This window comes from Streptomyces sp. NPDC002324, assembly GCF_053593335.1.
Genome location: NZ_JBSFCF010000010.1, coordinates 30,812 through 48,206, shown reverse-complemented (window position 1 = coordinate 48,206; position 17,395 = coordinate 30,812). Strand labels below are relative to the sequence as shown.

15 protein-coding genes are annotated in these 17,395 nt (G+C 72.1%); 10 read left to right on the top strand and 5 right to left on the bottom strand.

Translation table 11 applies throughout. The annotated features are described in order from the left end of the window. Positions 1 to 21: 21 nt before the first annotated feature. Positions 22 to 435, bottom strand: coding sequence for an organic hydroperoxide resistance protein (locus ACWCRJ_RS15865; protein ID WP_005486852.1), 414 nt, complete (start codon positions 433 to 435; stop codon positions 22 to 24). Positions 436 to 564: 129 nt separating this feature from the next. Here ACWCRJ_RS15865 and ACWCRJ_RS15860 point away from each other — a divergent pair, with 129 nt between their 5' ends. The 7 genes from ACWCRJ_RS15860 (at position 565) to ACWCRJ_RS15830 (ending at position 8,668) form a co-directional block, all read left to right on the top strand. Next, positions 565 to 1,098: a MarR family winged helix-turn-helix transcriptional regulator gene (locus ACWCRJ_RS15860; RefSeq protein ID WP_450939822.1), complete on the top strand. Its 534-nt coding sequence runs from the start codon at positions 565 to 567 to the stop codon at positions 1,096 to 1,098. A 164-nt stretch (positions 1,099 to 1,262) separates the two neighbouring features. Next, the gene (locus tag ACWCRJ_RS15855; RefSeq protein WP_450939821.1) at positions 1,263 to 2,855 is read left to right on the top strand and encodes a glycosyltransferase family 2 protein; all 1,593 of its coding nucleotides are present in this window, start codon (positions 1,263 to 1,265) and stop codon (positions 2,853 to 2,855) included. Positions 2,856 to 2,937: 82 nt separating this feature from the next. Further along, complete coding sequence (gene galE / locus ACWCRJ_RS15850) at positions 2,938 to 3,909, top strand: UDP-glucose 4-epimerase GalE (RefSeq protein WP_450939820.1); 972 nt, start codon at positions 2,938 to 2,940, stop codon at positions 3,907 to 3,909. A 196-nt stretch (positions 3,910 to 4,105) separates the two neighbouring features. Then, on the top strand, positions 4,106 to 4,540 hold the full coding sequence (locus ACWCRJ_RS15845; RefSeq protein ID WP_450939819.1) for a DUF6507 family protein: 435 nt from the start codon (positions 4,106 to 4,108) through the stop codon (positions 4,538 to 4,540). Next, entirely contained in the window at positions 4,537 to 7,020 is a 2,484-nt protein-coding gene (locus ACWCRJ_RS15840; protein ID WP_450939818.1) for a hypothetical protein, read from the top strand. Before ACWCRJ_RS15845 ends, ACWCRJ_RS15840 begins: the two co-directional genes overlap by 4 nt. Before the next feature lie 20 nt (positions 7,021 to 7,040). Continuing rightward, complete coding sequence (locus tag ACWCRJ_RS15835; RefSeq protein WP_450939971.1) at positions 7,041 to 7,670, top strand: hypothetical protein; 630 nt, start codon at positions 7,041 to 7,043, stop codon at positions 7,668 to 7,670. Positions 7,671 to 7,702: 32 nt separating this feature from the next. Continuing rightward, positions 7,703 to 8,668: an ADP-ribosylglycohydrolase family protein gene (locus ACWCRJ_RS15830; protein WP_450939817.1), complete on the top strand. Its 966-nt coding sequence runs from the start codon at positions 7,703 to 7,705 to the stop codon at positions 8,666 to 8,668. Here ACWCRJ_RS15830 and ACWCRJ_RS15825 read toward each other — a convergent pair. Next, positions 8,647 to 9,141, bottom strand: coding sequence for a DUF6174 domain-containing protein (locus ACWCRJ_RS15825; RefSeq protein ID WP_450939816.1), 495 nt, complete (start codon positions 9,139 to 9,141; stop codon positions 8,647 to 8,649). The genes ACWCRJ_RS15830 and ACWCRJ_RS15825 overlap by 22 nt on opposite strands. 91 nt (positions 9,142 to 9,232) lie before the next feature. Next, positions 9,233 to 9,871, bottom strand: a complete 639-nt coding sequence (locus ACWCRJ_RS15820) for a TetR/AcrR family transcriptional regulator (RefSeq protein WP_450939815.1) — start codon at positions 9,869 to 9,871, stop codon at positions 9,233 to 9,235. A 198-nt stretch (positions 9,872 to 10,069) separates the two neighbouring features. Here ACWCRJ_RS15820 and ACWCRJ_RS15815 point away from each other — a divergent pair, with 198 nt between their 5' ends. Then, on the top strand, positions 10,070 to 11,017 hold the full coding sequence (locus tag ACWCRJ_RS15815; protein ID WP_450939814.1) for an ABC transporter permease: 948 nt from the start codon (positions 10,070 to 10,072) through the stop codon (positions 11,015 to 11,017). Further along, entirely contained in the window at positions 11,010 to 11,867 is an 858-nt protein-coding gene (locus ACWCRJ_RS15810; protein WP_450939813.1) for an ABC transporter ATP-binding protein, read from the top strand. Before ACWCRJ_RS15815 ends, ACWCRJ_RS15810 begins: the two co-directional genes overlap by 8 nt. A 64-nt stretch (positions 11,868 to 11,931) precedes the next feature. Here the strand turns inward: ACWCRJ_RS15810 and ACWCRJ_RS15805 are convergent, their stop codons facing one another. Further along, positions 11,932 to 13,050, bottom strand: a complete 1,119-nt coding sequence (locus tag ACWCRJ_RS15805) for a glycosyltransferase (RefSeq protein WP_450939812.1) — start codon at positions 13,048 to 13,050, stop codon at positions 11,932 to 11,934. After that, positions 13,047 to 15,935: a bifunctional glycosyltransferase/CDP-glycerol:glycerophosphate glycerophosphotransferase gene (locus ACWCRJ_RS15800; protein WP_450939970.1), complete on the bottom strand. Its 2,889-nt coding sequence runs from the start codon at positions 15,933 to 15,935 to the stop codon at positions 13,047 to 13,049. Before ACWCRJ_RS15800 ends, ACWCRJ_RS15805 begins: the two co-directional genes overlap by 4 nt. A 213-nt stretch (positions 15,936 to 16,148) precedes the next feature. Here ACWCRJ_RS15800 and ACWCRJ_RS15795 point away from each other — a divergent pair, with 213 nt between their 5' ends. Next, positions 16,149 to 17,198: a serine/threonine-protein kinase gene (locus ACWCRJ_RS15795; protein ID WP_450939811.1), complete on the top strand. Its 1,050-nt coding sequence runs from the start codon at positions 16,149 to 16,151 to the stop codon at positions 17,196 to 17,198. The last annotated feature ends 197 nt before the right edge of the window (positions 17,199 to 17,395 follow it).

Below are 17,395 nucleotides of genomic sequence, written 5' to 3'. Positions count from 1 at the left end.
TGGCGGCCGGGGTTGCCGGACCTACTCGACGACCAGCTCGACCGGGATGTTGTTGCGGGTGGCGTTGGAGTAGGGGCAGACCTGGTGGGCCTGCTCGACGAGCTTGCGGCCGGTGGCCTCGTCGACGGAGTCGGGGAGTTCGACGCGGAGGGTGACCTTGAGGGCGAAGCCCTCGCCCTGCTTGCCTATGCCGACCTCGGCGGTCACGGCGGCGTCGCTGACATCGACCTTGGCCGCGCGGCCGACGAGGCCGAGGGCGCTGGCGAAACAGGCGGAGTAGCCGGCGGCGAAGAGCTGCTCGGGGTTGGTGCCCTGGCCGTTGCCGCCCAGCTCCACCGGGAGGGCCAGGTCGAGGTCGAGCTTGCCGTCGTTGCTGACGGCGCGACCGTCACGGCCGTGGGTGGCGGTGGCGACAGCGGTGTAGAGCGCGTCCATGGGAGAACCATCCCTTTCACAGGTCATCTCACGTCCGGCGGTCCGGTCCGACCGCCGTTCACGGACTCAAGTAGAGCACACAATTCAATTGCCCACAACTAAATGACGGACAGGAGTTACGCTGGATCCATGACCACGAGCGCCGTTCCTACGCCCCAGGGGGTCCCCTCGGAGATCTCCGGGCGGATCTCCGAGGAGGACTTCCTCCGTCTCGACCGGCAGATCTGCTTCTCCCTGCACGCCGCCTCCCGCGCCTTCAACAGCGTCTACCGCGTGGCCCTGAAGGAGCTGGGGATCACCTATCCGCAGTACCTGGTGATGCTGGTGCTGTGGGAGCGGGGCGAGCTGCCCGTGAAGAAGCTGGGCGAGCATCTGCGGCTCGACTCCGGGACCCTCTCGCCGCTGCTCAAGCGTCTGGAGGCCGCCGGGCTCGTCCAGCGGGAGCGCAGCGCGCGCGACGAGCGGTCGGTCGTCGTGCGGCCGACCGGGGAGGGCGCCGCCCTGCGTGAGCGCGCCCTGGCGGTGCCGCGCCGGATCGTCTCCGCGACGACCTTGGACCTGGACGAGATCCGCGACCTGCGCGACCGGCTGGACCGCCTGACGACCGCGCTGGACGAGGCGGCACTGGAGGAGCCGACTGAGCAGCCGACTGAGCAGGACTGAGTAGCAGGCAGAGCAGCCGACGGGCTGGTCGACGGACCGGTCGACCGGAACGGAACCGCCCCACACGGAACCCCCGCCCCCCGCGCGCCCTCTTCCCCACCGGGCCACGAAGCCGCCCTTAAGGGAAGATTCGCACACATACCTCTCACAGGTGCGGGGCAACCATGGCACTCCAGCAGGCGCAGGTCTCCGTCGTCGTCATCGGCTACGACGACGCCGCCCACGTGGCGGACGCCGTGCGTTCGGCGCTCGCGCAGGGACCGGCCGTCCGCGAGGTGATCGCGGTCGACGACTGTTCGAGGGACGGCAGCGGGGAGCTGCTGGAGCGGCTGGCCGAGGCGGAGCCCCGGCTGCGGGTACTGCGGCGCCGGTCCAACAGCGGCGGCTGCGGCACCCCGCGCAACGACGGGCTGGACGCCGCGGCCTCGCCGTACGTGATGTTCCTGGACAGCGACGACGTACTGCCGTCCGGTGCCGTGGACGCGCTGCTGGGCGCCGCCCTGGAGCACGACGCGCCGGTCGCGTCGGGGCTGTGCGTGCGCAGGGAGCTGCCGTCCGGCCGCGAGACCCCCTGGCAGCCCGAACTGTACGCCCGGCGCACACTGGTGCCGCACCCCTCCCGGCGCGTGCGCCTGGCGCACGACACCCTCTGCGTCAACAAGCTCTACCGCACCACCTTTCTGCGCGACCACGCGATCCGCTTCCCCGACGGCCGCTTCCCGTACGAGGACTTCGTCTTCGGCGCGCGTGTCCTGGCCGCAGCGCCGCGGATCGCTCTCGTCCCCGACCCGGTGTACGTCTGGCACGTGCGCCGCTCGGCCACCCGGCTGTCCCTCTCCCTCGACCGCTCCGGCATCGCCAACTGGCGGGCCCGGACGGAGGCCGACCGCCTGTCGTACGACATCCTGCTGGGCGCCGGCGAGAAGCGGCTCGCGCGGGCGACGCGGACGCGCTTCCTCGACCACTCGCTGCGGATGTACGCGCGCGAGCTGGACCTGCGCGGCGCGGAGTACCGGCGGGCCTGGTGGGCCCTGACCCGCGCGCACCTGGCCACCTTCGACGAGGGCGACTTCGCGACGGCGCCCGCGCCCGGCCGGGTCGTCGCCCGGGTGATCCTGGCCGCCGAGGAGCCGCGCGACCTGGCCCGCCTCAAGGAGATCGCGGCCCGCCCGGCCCGGCTGACCCCGCCCTACGCACGCGCGGGCGACGGCACGCCCGTCTGGTCCGCGGAACTGCCGCAGGTGGAACTGGACCATCTCCTCGTCCGCCCCGTGCACCTGCTGCCGGCCGCCGTCGACGCGGAACTGCGGCCACGCGCGCGGGGGACGACGCTCCGCCTGCGGCTGCACGAGCTGTACGGGCGGATGGCGCAGGCGGGGCCGCGGAGCGTGGAGGTGGAGTTCACCGAACGGAAGGACGGGCGGGTGGGGTTCGCCGGCACGGCCTCCCTCGTGGCCGAGCCCGGCTTCGACAGCTGGACGGCGGACGTCCCACTGGATCTCGCCGCGCTGGGCAGCGGCACCTGGGACCTGCGGCTGCGGCTGCGCTTCGCGGACGGCGGCCGGCGCGAGACCACCGCGCACGCCGTCGCGGGCGCCGGGCTGCTGCGCCGGAGCGCGCTGCCGAGCACCCGCCACGGGGTGCTCCTCGCGCAGCCGTACGCGACGCACGCGGGGGCGCTCGCGCTCCGGCTCGCGCCCGGTTGGCGTGGTTTGACCGAAGTGGTGCTGCGTCGCCTCACACGCCTGCTTCACTGAGAGCCGACTGGTTGCACCTGCATCATCACCATGGCGCCTGACGCGGCACGTCATCGCCGGGACTACGAGGGGACGGTCGTCCATGACCTGGCTGATCACCGGTGGCGCCGGATACATCGGGGCGCACGTGGTGCGCGCGATGCTCGACGCGGGCGAGGAGACCGTCGTCTACGACGATCTGTCCACGGGGGTCGCCGAACGGGTGCCCGACGGTGTGCCGTTGGAGATCGGCTCCACCCTCGACGCGGACCGGCTGGCCCGGGTCGTCCGGGACCGGCGGGTCACCGGTGTCGTCCATCTCGCGGCGAAGAAGCAGGTCGGCGAGTCCGTGGAACAGCCGCTGCACTACTACCGGGAGAACGTCGAGGGTCTGCGCATCCTGCTGTCGGCCGTCACGGACGCCGGGGTCGCGTCCTTCGTGTTCTCCTCCTCCGCCGCCGTGTACGGCATGCCCGAGGCGGCCCTCGTCACCGAGGAGACGCCGTGCGCGCCGATGAGCCCCTACGGCGAGACCAAGCTGGCCGGCGAGTGGCTGGTACGGGCCACGGGCCGGGCGACCGGCCTGTCGACGGCCTCCCTGCGCTACTTCAACGTGGCGGGGGCCGCGACCCCGGAACTGGCCGACACCGGCGTCTTCAACCTCGTCCCCATGGTCTTCGAGAAGCTCTCCGAGGGCGCCCCGCCGCGGATCTTCGGCACCGACTACCCGACCCCCGACGGGACCTGTGTCCGGGACTACATCCATGTCGTCGACCTCGCCGAGGCCCACGTGGCGACCGCGCGGCGGCTGCGCGAGGCGCCGGGCACCGATCTCACCCTCAACATCGGGCGCGGGGACGGTGTTTCGGTGCGCGGGATGATCGACCGGATCACCGCGCTCACCGGCCACGACGTGACTCCCGTGGCCGTCGGGCGACGGCCCGGCGACCCCGCGCGCGTCGTCGCCTCGGCGGACCGGATCGCCGCCGAGCTGGGCTGGAAGGCCCGGTACGGCGTCGACGACATGATCGCGTCGGCGTGGGCGGGCTGGACGGTGAACCACCCCCCGCGGTGAGACGACCGGAGAGGATTGTGACGGGATCGACGTACCGTGGGAACTGTTCGGTGCCGTTTGCGCGTGTGTACTGAGGGAAGCGAACAGGCAAGCGGACACTGGCTCGCGGGGCACCGGAAGGCACCGGAAGGCACCGGAAGCACGACGAGCCAGCGACGCGGGACGTATCCGACAGGGCGTTACGGGGGTAGCGGCGATGCCGGCATGGGACATCGATCCGATCAACGTGCAGACCACGCTGAAGTCGACCGGTGAGGCGGCGGGCGGCCTGGAGAAGGCCGCCAACTCGCTGGTGTCGAACATGGCGAGCGCGGCCGAGTCGGCCGGTACGGCCGTGCCGGGCGGGCAGTTCAGCGGACCCATGGTCGGTCCGGTGGTCGCGGGCACCCCACGGGTGCCGGTCGGGCCGGTCGCGGCGGCGCTGAGCAAGTACCTCCAGGAACGGCAGCAGAAGCTGGCGTACATGGCGCAGCGGACCATCGACTCCGTGCAGGGCGCGGCCAACGCGACCAACGCCTATGTCACGGGCGACCTGGACATGGCCGCCGAGCAGCAGGCCAACGCCCTCAAGGCGACGGTGGTCCCGCCGCCGCCGGGTGTCGACGGCAACGGCGGGCAGGGGCCGAAGTGAGCGACGACGTCCCCGTCATCCCGGAGGAGGTCCCCGAGTTCACCGGCAACCTGGAGCTGCTCGACCAGCACATCGCGGGCGTCCGTTCGGCCGGCACCTCCCTGAAGGACTCGGGTTCGGCGATCCACACCCGCTTCGGCGGCCTCTCCGCGTACTACAAGGCACCCGAGGCGGAGGCGCTGTTCGCGACGACCGCGCCGGTGGCGGCCAAGGGCGAGGAGTTCGCCACGGAGTTGGAGACTGTGGCCTCGGCGCTGGACACGTACGCCGCCGCCGTCGGCCCGCTCAAGCAGAAGTTCGACCGGCTCCGGCAGGACGCGATCGCCTTCCGCGCGAGGATCGCGGACGACGACGAGTGGCGCGCCGACGGTGACCTCGTCGAGGAGAACAACAACCGCCGCTCGGACATCAACGCCGCGTACGCGGCGTTCCAGGCCGCCGAACGCGACTGCTACAACAAGATCGTGGCGCTGGTCGGTGGCGAGGCGCTCGTCGTCAACGACGGCTCGAACAAAGAGAACATGTACGGCTACCGGGGCGAGGACCTGAACAACGCCGGTGGTCTGCCGTGGGGTGACCCGGTCGAGGAGTCCAACCCCTGGTACTACATCCACGAGCATGTCTGGGACTTCGCGGTCGGCTTCGTGGTCGACGGGGTGTGGGGCACGATCAAGGGCCTCGGCACCCTGGTCGGCTTCAACGGCTGGGACGCGGCGGGGCAGGCCTGGGTCGGCCTCGGCAAGCTCGCGACGGGCATCGTCATCATGTCCAACCCGGTGACGGCCGCCGCCTTCTGGCTCACGCCCGACGACAAACTGCCCTCCTGGATCCGTGACTCCCGCACCGCCGTCGTGGAGACCGGCAAGGCGCTCATCGCCTACGACGAGTGGGGCAAGAACCCGTCCCGCGCGGCCGGGGCGGTCACCTTCAACGTCCTGACGACGATCTTCACGGGCGGCGCGGGCGGCGCGGTCTCCGGTGCGGGCAAGGCGGGCGCCATCGCCAGGGCCATCTCCTTCGCGGGCAAGGCCGGCAGGATCGTCGACCCGATGACGTACATCACCAAGGGCGTCGGCGCGACGGCGGTGAAGATCAGCGACGTCATGGCGAGCCTGCGCGGCATCACCGACGGCACGCACATCAAGCTCGGCGAGGGCACGTACCAGATCGCCGATCCGCCGAACATCGCCGACGAACTGCCCTCGGGGCTCACCCCCGAGAACTCCGTCCGCATGGAGACGCCGAAGGGCGAGGTCGTCTACCTGAACACCGACACGCTGGTCGTGCACAACGCCGACGGCACGGTGCGGGAGTCCCTGGACGGCGTCAAGCACGAGGGAACGGCGGCCGAGCGGGGTGTCGACGTGGATGCCCGGCAGCCCGAGCTGGTGGGCGCGGGGGCCAGGGTGGGCGACGGCGGCTCCGTCGTCGGGCGCGTCGGCGACGACCTGGGCGGGACCGGACGGGCCGGAGACGACGGCCTGCCCGGCGGCCGTGCGGACCACCTGCCCGGCGGCCGTGCGGACGACCTGGGCCGGGGGCCGGCCGGGAGCCACGAGACGCCGACCGGCGGCGGGGGCCCCCGGGGCGGCGACGGGCCGACCGGCGGCGGCCACGAGGAGGCCCCTTCGGGCGGCCACGGGGAGGCGCCGGGCGGCGGTCACGGCCACGGCGGCGGACCCGGCGGAGGTGAGGGCGGTGGCCACGGTGACGGACCCGGCGGAGGAGGGCACGGCGACGGACCCGGCGGAGGAGGCGACGGCCCTGGCGGGGGTGACGGCCCCGGAGGCGGAGACGGCCCCGGTGGTGGGGACGGCCCCGGCAGGCCGGACTTCAGCGAGGGCGACTCGACGCCCACGCCTCCCACCGGCCCCATGCGACCCGACCAGCGGGCGGCCGTCCTGGACCAGCTCAACAACCCCGACCACGGGCTCAAGCTCAAGTCGCAGGACGTGGAGCGCATGCTCACCCAGCTCAACAAGAGCCCGTACGGAGCCGGCATCGCGGCACACATCGCCGACGGGAAACTCGCCACGATGCCCGGCTACAAGGACCTCCTCCTCCAGGTCAAGCAGGGAGACATGACGCCCTCGGTGCACATGGCCATGGAGCACGCGGCGGATCTGCGCGCCCGGGGCGTCAAGGACGTGGCCTTCGAGTTCAAGGCGCCGGGCGATAAACTGGACCTGGATGTGCTGGTCAAGGCGGGTGACAGGATCGAGTACGGCGTACAGCTCAAGGACGTGCAGTCGGTCTCGGGCATCAACTCCGCCGCCAAGAAGATCGCCATCAAGCAGCTCGCCGGAGAGATCGCCGGTCAGAAGGTCGCCATCCTGGACATCCACGATGTGAAGGCCGCTGTCACCGACGACATCCTGAGGTCCGTCGAGGGATACGCGCGAAGGACCAACGCCACCTTCGAACTGCGCTTCCAGGACGGCTCGATCACCATCCCGGCCAACGGCCCGACCTATCCGTGAGGAATTCCGTGTCCCTTCTCATGCGCGCCCCGAAGGAATGTGCGTCGTGGACGTGGGAGCTCGACGAGTTCGCACCCCCCGGCCTGGACTCCGCGCTGTCCGTGGCGGCCCGGATGTGCGCCGTGCTGCGCGAGCACGAACTGCTGGTACCCGACAGCCTCGAATGGGACTGGTTCGTGTACGGCAGCGGCGGCACCGGGCTCATCACCCGGATGGCGCTCCAGGGACCGATGGACGACGAGGAGGTGCCCCGGCGCATCGAGCGCAGCCGCCCCGTCGGCTTCCCCGACGCGTCGGTCGGGAGCGTTCTCGTCGTGGGCTCCGGCACCTGGATCGACGCGACGGGCGAGAAGCGCGGGGAACACCGGCTGGTCGAGCTGACGGTGGCACCCGACGCGCCCGGCATCTGGGCGGAGCTGGCCCTCTTCCACGACATCTGGGGCCCGTTCGACTTCCGGGGCGAGCCGCACCCCGAGGTGGAGAGGCAGAACGCCCCCCGCCTCGCGGCGGCCCTCCAGTCGCTCGACGCCCTCCTGGGCGTCCCGGCCGAGCCCGGCGAGCCGACCTACTTCGGCTCCGCCGAGGGCAACGGCATCAAGCCCCCGGACACCGTCGACGGCCGGGGCCCAGACCTGACCGACCTCTTCTGACCTCATCCTTTCGACCCTCGAAACAGGCACCCATGCCCATGGACCCCCAGCGTGCCCTCGGCGCCGTTCTCGGATCGGCCGTGGGCGACGCACTCGGCGCCCCGTTCGAGTTCGGCCCCGAAGGAGCGTTCTCCGCACGCTTCCCGAAGGCCGGCCACGGCGGGGAGATGTGCGGAGGCGGGGGTTGGGATCCGGGCGAGGCGACCGACGACACACAGATGGCCGTCCTCGTCGGGGAGTCGCTCGTCGGACACGGCGGTCTGGAGCCGTCCGACGTCTTCCGGCGTTTCCAGCGCTGGGCCGCCGCCGACCCCAAGGACATCGGCCTCCAGACCGAGGACGTCCTCACCAACGGCGCCCCGTGGGACCTCGCCGCGGCCCGGCACTTCCAGTTCAACCAACACGCCGCGGGCAACGGCGCGTTGATGCGGGCCGCCACGTCCGCCGTGTACTTCGCGCGGGACGGGCGGGAGGCGACCATGGACGCCGGGCGGCGGCTGTCCGCGCTGACGCACGGCGACCCGGCGGCCTGGGAAGGCACCGCCGCCTTCCACGAGCTGGTGCGGGTCGCGCTGGCCGGGGGCGACCCGCTCGCCGCGCTCCCCGAGACCCTGGCCGCCCTCCACCCGGGCCATCGCGCCCGGTACGCGGTCGTCCTCGCCCCCGACTGGCACCCGGACCGGGCCACGGAGTTCAACGGTGCCGTCTGGCCCTGCCTCGGCTCCGCCGTGTGGGCCCTGCGCACGACCGACTCGTACGAGGACGCCGTACGCGCCGCCGTGGACCTCGGCGGCGACACCGACACGGTCGCGGCGGTGACCGGTGGGCTCGCGGGCGCGGTGTACGGCGCCGGGGGCGTCCCCGAGCGGTGGCTGGAGCCGCTGCACGTACCCCTCCCTGGATTCGGGGAGCGTGTGCTGCGCGCGCCCGAACTCGGCGACCTGGCGACGCGGCTGGCCGCCGGCGGCACTCGCCCTCAGTCGTCCGCCGGCTCGTAGGCGGTGATGACGTACTCCGCCTCGTCGTCGATCGCGTTCTCGTCCGGGTCCAGGGTGATCCGTGACGGATGGCCGTCGGGGGCGTACTCCGCCTCCGCCGTGTCCGCCCGCTCCTGCCAGGCGTTCTCCAGGCTGCCGATGAGGTCGCCGATGGTGGGGACCGCGCCGGGCCCCAGGGCCACGGCCTGCCGGCTGTCGGCGTCGAGGCCGACGGCCTCGGTCACCTCGCGGTCCCGGACCGTCACCCGGAAGCGCCCTGTCAGGACCTGCGAGGCCGACGTGAGGGTGTAGGTGTACGAGGCGGGCTCCTGCCACACGACCCTGTTCTGCGCCGTGGTGCCCTCCGGCGAGGCTCCTCCGGTCGATTTCGGGGAGGCCTTCTCGCCCTCGCAGGCGGTCGTCACCCCCACCGTTCCCGCGACCAGCGCGGCGGCGAGGAGCACGGAACGAGCACGGGAGCGTACGAGAGTCACGGCGACCCCATTCCTGAGCGGCTGTGACTAAGACGCCTCCCGCGCGGGAAACGTTCGGCGCCGGTCGACCCGACGACGCCCCGGTGCCGCGCTACAGCGCCCGCAGCGCCGCGGCCGTGGCCCGCGTCAGGCTCTCCAGGTACCCCTTCGGCAGTCTGGGCGACCGGACGACCACCGACCGCCAGTACAGCGGCCCGAACATCACGTCCAGGGCGAGATCCTCGTCGACACCCGCCCCGACGTCCCCGCGCGCGACCGCCGCCGCGACGATCCCCGTGGCGACGCTCTGCTGGCCCTCCCGCAACGCCTTCCGCATCGCCTCGGCGATTTCGGGGTTGCGGGCGGCCTCGGCCTGGAGGTCGGGGATGATCTGCCCGGCGACCGGGTGGCGCAGGGCGCGGGACGTGACCTCGTAGAGCAGTCGCAGATCGCCCTCCAGCGAGCCCGTGTCCGGCATGGGCAGGCCCTGGACGGCCACCGCCGAGACCAGGTCCAGCACCAGGTGCAGCTTGGAACGCCAGCGCCGGTACACGGCCGTCTTGCCGACGCCCGCCCGGCGCGCGATCCCCTCGATGGACATCCGCGCGTAGCCGACAGCCGCCAGTTCCTCGAAGACCGCGGCGCGGATCGCCTCGGTCACGTCCTCGCGGAGCACGGCCGCCCCGGCGGGGGCCCGGCGGCGCGGCCGTGGCGGCGGCTGCGCCTCGGAGGGGCCGGCGTTCGTCGTCATGCCCCCAGCATAGGGCGCCACGACGGAACGGTTGCGTTCCGACGTCGAATCGGCTTACTCTCGCGTTGCGACGATACGGTCCCGTCCCGACGTAAGCGCACGGCAGGAGCAGTACGAGAGCAGTACGAGCGCGGTGCAGGACGGCGTGAGACGACGCCGGGCGCGCGCGGGACGCCCCCACTAGCGAAAGCAGCGGATGTGAGCCAGGTCCTCCACACACCGCCGCCCCCCACGGCGGCCAACCCCCCGGCCGCCCCGGCCGGCCAGGACACCCCCGCCGAGACCCCCGCCCAGCTCGCCGAGCGGTACGGCCTCAGCGTGAGCGGGGCCCGCCCCTCCCTCGGCGCGTACGTACGGCAGCTGTGGGCCAGACGGCACTTCATCACCGCCTTCGCCACGGCGAAGCTGACCGCGCAGTACAGCCAGGCGAAGCTCGGCCAGGTCTGGCAGATCGCGAACCCGCTGCTCAACGCGGCGGTCTACTACCTGATCTTCGGTCTGCTCATGGGCACCAAGAAGGGCGTGCCGGACTACGTCCCGTTCCTCGTGACCGGCGTGTTCGTGTGGACCTTCACCCAGAGCTCGATCATGGCCGGCACCCGGGCCATATCCGGCAGCCTGGGCCTCGTCCGGGCGCTGCACTTCCCCCGGGCCTCGCTGCCCCTGTCGTACTGCCTCCAGCAGCTCCAGCAGCTGCTGTTCTCCATGGCCGCGCTGGTCGTGATCCTGCTGGCCTTCGGGGTGCCGGTGGCCATGTCGTGGCTGCTGATCGTGCCCGCGCTGGCGCTCCAGTTCGTGTTCAACGCCGGCATCGCGATGGTGATGGCGCGGATCGGCGCCAAGACCCCCGACATCTCCCAGCTGATGCCGTTCGTCCTGCGCACCTGGATGTACACCTCGGGCGTGATGTTCAGCATCGACCACATGCTCGCCGACCGGAACATCCCGGCCGTCGTGCATCTGCTGCTGGAGTGCAACCCGGCCGCCGTGTACATCGACCTCATGCGGTTCGCGCTGATCGACAGCTTCCACGCGAGCCAACTCCCGCCGCACGTCTGGGCGATCGCCGCGGGCTGGGCGCTCCTCGCGGGCGTCGGCGGGTTCATCTACTTCTGGCAGTCTGAGGAGACGTACGGCCGTGGCTGACACGATCACCCCCACCCCCGCCGGCGCCCCCGCCGTTCCGGACGCGCGGCACGAGACCGTTCTGGGCACCGCCGGCGAACTCGTCCCCACCGTCGTCGTCGACGGCGTCGACATCGTCTACCGCGTCAACGGAACCGGCGCCGGACGCGGCACCGCCACCGCCGCGCTCAACCGCATCCTGCGGCGCAAGAAGTCCGAGAAGGCGGCCGGCGTACGCAAGGTCCACGCCGTGCGGAACGTGTCGTTCACCGCGTACCGGGGCGAGGCCATCGGGCTCATCGGCACGAACGGCTCCGGCAAGTCGACCCTCCTCAAGGCCGTCGCCGGACTGCTTCCGGTGGAGAACGGCCGTATCTACACCGACGGCCAGCCCTCCCTGCTCGGCGTCAACGCGGCCCTGATGAACGACCTGACGGGTGAACGGAACGTCCACCTCGGCGGGCTCGCCATGGGCATGTCCCGTGAGCAGGTCAAGGAGCGGTACGAGGAGATCGTCGACTTCTCGGGCATCAACGAGAAGGGGGACTTCATCACGCTCCCCATGCGCACGTACTCCTCCGGCATGGCGGCCCGGCTGCGGTTCTCCATCGCCGCCGCCAAGGACCACGACGTGCTGCTCATCGACGAGGCCCTCGCCACCGGCGACCGCTCCTTCCAGAAGCGCTCCGAGGCGCGCATCCGCGAGCTGCGCAAGCACGCGGGCACGGTCTTCCTCGTCAGCCACAACAACAAGTCGATCCGCGACACGTGCGACCGGGTGCTGTGGCTGGAGCGGGGGGAGCTGCGCCTGGACGGGCCCACGGACGAGGTGCTGAAGGAGTACGAGAAGTTCACCGGCGGGAAGAAGTAGCCGCCCCCGCGGACGCTCCCGCCGGCCCCCGCCTCACTCACCTCTCCAAGAACCCCCGCCGCACTCACCTCTCCAAGAAGGTGAACAAGGCCTCCCACCTGTCCAGGATCTCCTCCGTCCCGTACCGCCGGATGTTCTCCCTCGCCCTGTCGCCCATCCCGTCCCGCAAGGCCTTGTCGGTCATCAACAGGTCCAGCTTGCGGGCCAGTTCACCGGTGTTGCCGGGAGCGACGAGGAGGCCGTCCTCGCCGTCGCGGACGATCTCGTGGACGCCGGGGGCGCAGTCGAAGGCCACGCAGGGCACGCCCATCGCCATGGCCTCCATCAGGGCGAGGGGGAAGCCCTCGCCCCGGGAGGACAGCGCGAAGACCGAGCCGGCGCGCAGGGCCCCGGGGACGTCGTTCGTACGGCCCATCCAGGACACCGAGTCGTCGAGGCCGAGTGCCGTGCACTGCTTGCGGAGCAGCTCCTCGTCCTCGCCGGAGCCGTACACGCGCAGGGTCCAGTCGGGGTGGCGGGGGGCCACCTCGGCCCAGGTGTCGAGGAGCATGTCGACACCCTTCTCGTCGCTGAGCCGGCCGATGCCGACCACGGCCTTCGCGGTGCGCGGCGAGGGCACCTCCGGCAGCCAGGGCACGGCGTTGGGCAGGTAGGAGACGTTGTTGAGGCCCTCGCCGATCCACAGGTCGGCGTCCTCGCGGGTGAGGACGAGCATCCGGTCCACGTCCCGGTAGTGCGTCAGCACGCGCCGGAAGCGGGAGGAGCGCCGGGCGGTCTCGAAGGACTCGTGGCTCATCCCGATGACGGTCAGCCCGCTGGTGTCGGCGAGCTTCACCCACTCCATCGCCCACACCTGGGTCACGATGACGACCGCGCCGGGCCGCGCGGCCCGGAAGAGACCGGTGAGCACGGCCGCCCTGTCCCGCTTGCTCGCCTCCCGCGCCCGGCCGGGGGGCGGCGGCTGGCCGTCGTACAGCCGGGTGGTGGGGTACGGGAGTGCGCCGAGGTCGTGCGGGTCCTCGGGGGTGGTGATCCCGACGACGTGGACGCGGTGTCCGCGCCCGGTCAGGAGGCGGGCCAGGTGGTGGGACCAGCTGGTCACGCCGCCCAGCTCGTCCACGCTGTTGGACACCAGGAAGACGTCCCGCGCCCCGGTCGCTCGTGCCTCGTCCGGGCCGGTCACTTCCGCCTCCACTCGGAGAAGAACTGGTCGACGACGCTCTGCGCCGCCGTCCCCTTGTCGTACTCGCCGAAGTCGGCCGTGAACCGCTCGCGCGCGGCGGCGTACTTGAGCGTCTGGTCCTCCAGCGGCATCGACCGCAGGACGGAAGTCAGCTCGTCCTCCGTGCGCACGACCGGGCCCGGCGCCCGTTCCAGCAGGTCGAAGTAGGTGCCCCGGCCCTCGTGCACGTACTCCTCGTAGTCGTGGACGAAGAACAGCATCGGGCGGTCCAGGAGGGCGTAGTCGAACATCACCGACGAGTAGTCCGTGATCAGCGCGTCGGCGAGGGCGAGGACGGGGGTCACGTCGTGGTGGGCCGAGACGTCGAGGACCCGGCCCCGGACCGACGGGGGGAGCACGACGTGGTTGAGGTAGTGGGCACGGACGAGGAGGACGTACTCGTCGCCGAACGTGTCGGCGAAGCGCTCCACGTCGAAGGGGAGCTGGAAGCGGCGCTGTCCCTGGTGGCGGAAGGTGGGGGCGTAGAGCAGGATCTTCCGGTCCGCCGGGATGCCCAACTCGGCTGCCAGCGGCGGGCGTTCGGAGGGCGGCCGGGTCCCCCGGGCCCGTACGAGGGCGTCGTTGCGGGGATAGCCCACCCGCAGCAGCACCTTCTCCCGCAGCCGGAAGGCCTTCGCCAGCGTGCGGACGTCGTGCTCGGAGCGGATCAGGAAGTGGTCGAAGCGGTCGAGGGTGCGCTGCTGTTCGGCCTGCTCGGCACGGGTCCTGAGCTTCCAGCCGGGCACGTCGAAGCCCATCCTCTTGAGCGCGGAGCCGTGCCAGGTCTGCAGGTAGGTCGTGCCGGGGCGCTTGGCCAGCTTCAGCGGGAAGCTCTGGTTGTCGATCCAGAACGCGGCGCGGGCCAGCGCCCGCAGATACGGCAGGGACCAGCGGCGGACGAGGGTCGCGTCGGCGGGGAAGCCCTCCGGGCGGCCGGTGTAGGACCACACCGCCTCGAAGTCGAGACCCTGGCGGCGCATCTCCTCGTAGATCGCCCGGGGGCTGTCGCTGTACTGCCGGCCGAGGTGGCTCTCGAACACCACCAGGCGTCCGCGCGGCGGCATGCGCCGGAACACCTCGTGGTAGAGGCGGATCTTGGTGTCTCCGGACGTGGCCCTCGTGCGCAGCGTCTTCGCCCTGCGGTAGCCCGACTTGGCGAGCCGGCCGGGCGTGCCCCGCAGGCCCCGGGTGACGAGGGCGTTGGCCTTCTTGTCGGGGACCAGCCGGAAGGCGAGGTGGCCCCGGGCGGAGATCTGCGGCTCGATCCGGTCGGCGACCAGCCGGGTCAGACGCGGGCGGACCGGCAACGCGCCGGTGACCAGACCCGGTTCGGCGGCGGTGAGCCGGCTGGTGGTGCGCTCACCGTCGACGTCCAGGTGGAGGCGTACGTCCCAGACGGCGTCCACGATGCCGAGCGGGCGCAGCGTCCTCGCGATGTCGGCGGTCGCCTCCCAGGTGAGGTACGGGCCCTCGTTCCGGACGGCCGCCACCGGCACCCGGAAGGTCTGGAAGCGCACGCCGGGGCGGCGGGCGTAGAACTCCAGCTCGGCCGTGAGCCGGGCGCCGGACGGCACGATCCCGAGGGGGTTGGTGACGCGTCCGGCGAGACGGATGCCGCCTCCGCCCGGCGCGTCCTGCTCGTACCGGGTCAGCTCGTTGCGCAGGAACAGCCTGCCCACCGGGCGGGAGTGGTAGCCGAGTTCGGTGACGTCCAGGACGCGGCGCGCGAGCTGCCCCTCCTCCCCCGGGGCGTCCAGGTGCTCGGCGCACCAGTAGATCCGCCCGTCGCGCTCGACGAGGGGCGCGGAGACCTTGTCGCGGTTGGTGAGGGTGTCCACGGCGGGCAGCAGGTTGTCCCAGTCGCCCCCGCGCAGCAGGAAGGCGCAGATGGCGTGGATGGGTTCGACCTCGTCGTACGCGGCCGGGTCGATCGACGTCAGATAGGCGCGGGCCAGCCCGGCGAACTCCTGGCGGTAGGCCGCGTCGCGGAAGGGCAGGTCCCGCAGATGCAGCACCAGGTCGTGCTTGAGGAACTTGACGTCCTTGCGGCACTTCAGCTCCCGCAGGCCCTTGTCGGCGAGGAGCCGGTCCACCCGGCGGTGGATCTCCATGCGGTGCGCGAAGTTGGCGATCTCGGCCCGCCGGTTGCTGATCGAGGCCGCCGACGTCCCGGTGTTCTGGACGACGTTCCAGTCGTAGACCCGGTTGGGGATCAGGGTGATCCGGCGTGCGGCCACGTACGCCTGGGCGGAGAAGAAGAGGTCCTCGTAGTGGATGCCGACGGGGAACAGCAGGCCGTGGTCGACCAGGAAGTCACGGCGGTAGCACTTGTTGGTGGACAGGGTGTCGTACACCAGCAGGTCGGGCAGCTCGGCGACCGAGTCGAGGGTACGGGTGCGGGCGTACAGCCACGGGTACCACTTGACCTCCTTGCGGGTGCGCGTGTCCACGTGGACGCGCACGCACAGGCCGGAGACGAGGTCGGCGCCGGTGGTCTCGGCGGCCTCCAGCATGTTCCGGCAGGCGTCGCGCTCCAGGACGTCGTCGCTGTCGAGGAAGAGGACGTACTCGCCGCGGGTCTCCTGGATACCCCGGTTGCGGGGGGCGCCGCAGCCGCCGCTGTTCTCGGGCAGCCGGTACGCCCGTACGCGGCCCGGGTGCTCGGCGGCGAGGCGGGTGGCGACCTCGTACGAGGCGTCCGTGCTGTGGTCGTCGACGATCACGACCTCGACACTCCGCAGCGTCTGCCCCAGCACCGAGCGGACGGCCGTGGGCAGCCTGGCCTCGTCGTTGTAGACGATCACGACGACGGACATCGCGGGTCGCTGGTCCACGTCCATGCCCATGCCCGTGCCCACGTCCACGTCCACGTCCACGTCCACGTCCACGCGCACCCCATTCATCCAGTTTCCACCGGTTCTTACCCCCTCTATAGACCGTGGTGCGGTTGAGGGCCACTTGGGTAGATGTCTCCGTCGGTGCACGGGTTGCCTCATCCGCCTCCGGCGCGGCCGTGCCGCGATACGCTCCGGAGAGAGGCTGAGCGGAGGGGGCGGTCGATGCGCGGGGTGGTACCTGAGCCGCTACGGGTGGGGGATCCGCGGGAGATCGCCGGGTATCCGCTGTACGCCCGGATCGGTGAGGGCGGCATGGGCACCGTCTACCTCTCCCGCAGCCGGGGCGGCCAGCCGGTCGCGCTGAAACTGGTCCGTCCGGAGTACGCCGCCGCCCCCGCCTTCCGTGAGCGGTTCGCCCGCGAGGTGGCCGCCGGACGCCGTGTCTCCGGCTACCACCTGGTGCCGATCGTCGACCACGACGCCGGGGCGGAGCGGCCCTGGCTCGCCACCCACTACGTGCCGGGCGTCCCTCTCGATCAGGCCCTGGAGACCCACGGCCCGCTCCCCGTGCCCACCGTCCTGCAACTGCTCGCCTGCGCCGCGTACGCGCTGGACGCCGTGCACACCGCCGGGGTGATCCACCGCGACGTCAAGCCCGCCAACCTGCTGCTCGCGGCGGACGGGCCCTGGCTGCTCGACTTCGGCATCGCGCGGGCGGCGGGCGCGGCCACCCTCACCACCGCCGGACGCCTCATCGGCACCCCGCACTACATGTCCCCCGAGCACGCCCTCGGCCGCCCGGTGACCTCCGCGTCGGACGTCTTCGCGCTCGGCCTGATCGCGGCGGTCGCCGCCACCGGCAGCCACCCCTACGGCCGAGGCAATCCGCTGGCCATCGCGACCCGCATCGCCGCCACCGACGTCGCCCCGCCCGCCCTGACCGGCATCGACCGGCCCCTCCTCGACATCGTGCGCCGCTGCCTCACCGCCGACCCGGCGTCCCGGCCCTCCGCCGCCGCACTTGCCGAGCACTGCGCGGGAGCGGCCCGCCGGGACGTGCGCGACTTCACGGGCTGGCTGCCGGCCCCCGTGGCCACCTCGGTGGCCCTCATCGAGACCGCCTTCCGCGCGCTGTCTCTGACGGAGGCCCCGACGACCCCGGCCCCGCGCCCCCTCCTGTCGGAGGCCCCGACGGCACGCCGCCTGCCACCGACGGCGCCGATCACGATGCGGGACGAGGAGTGGCGGCGCCGGGTCCGCCGGGACCCGTGAGTCGGGCGCATTGTCGGGTGCGGGTGAGTGGGGCTTCTCGCGCAGTTCTCCGCGCCCCTTGAATGCGCTGGGGCGCCCCCGGGTTTGTTCAGGGGCGCGGGGAACTGCGCGAGCAACCACGTACCACCCGCACCCGACGACGCACCCCACCCGGCCCCCCTGTTTCCGGGAACCGCAACACCCACCCCAAGTGTCAT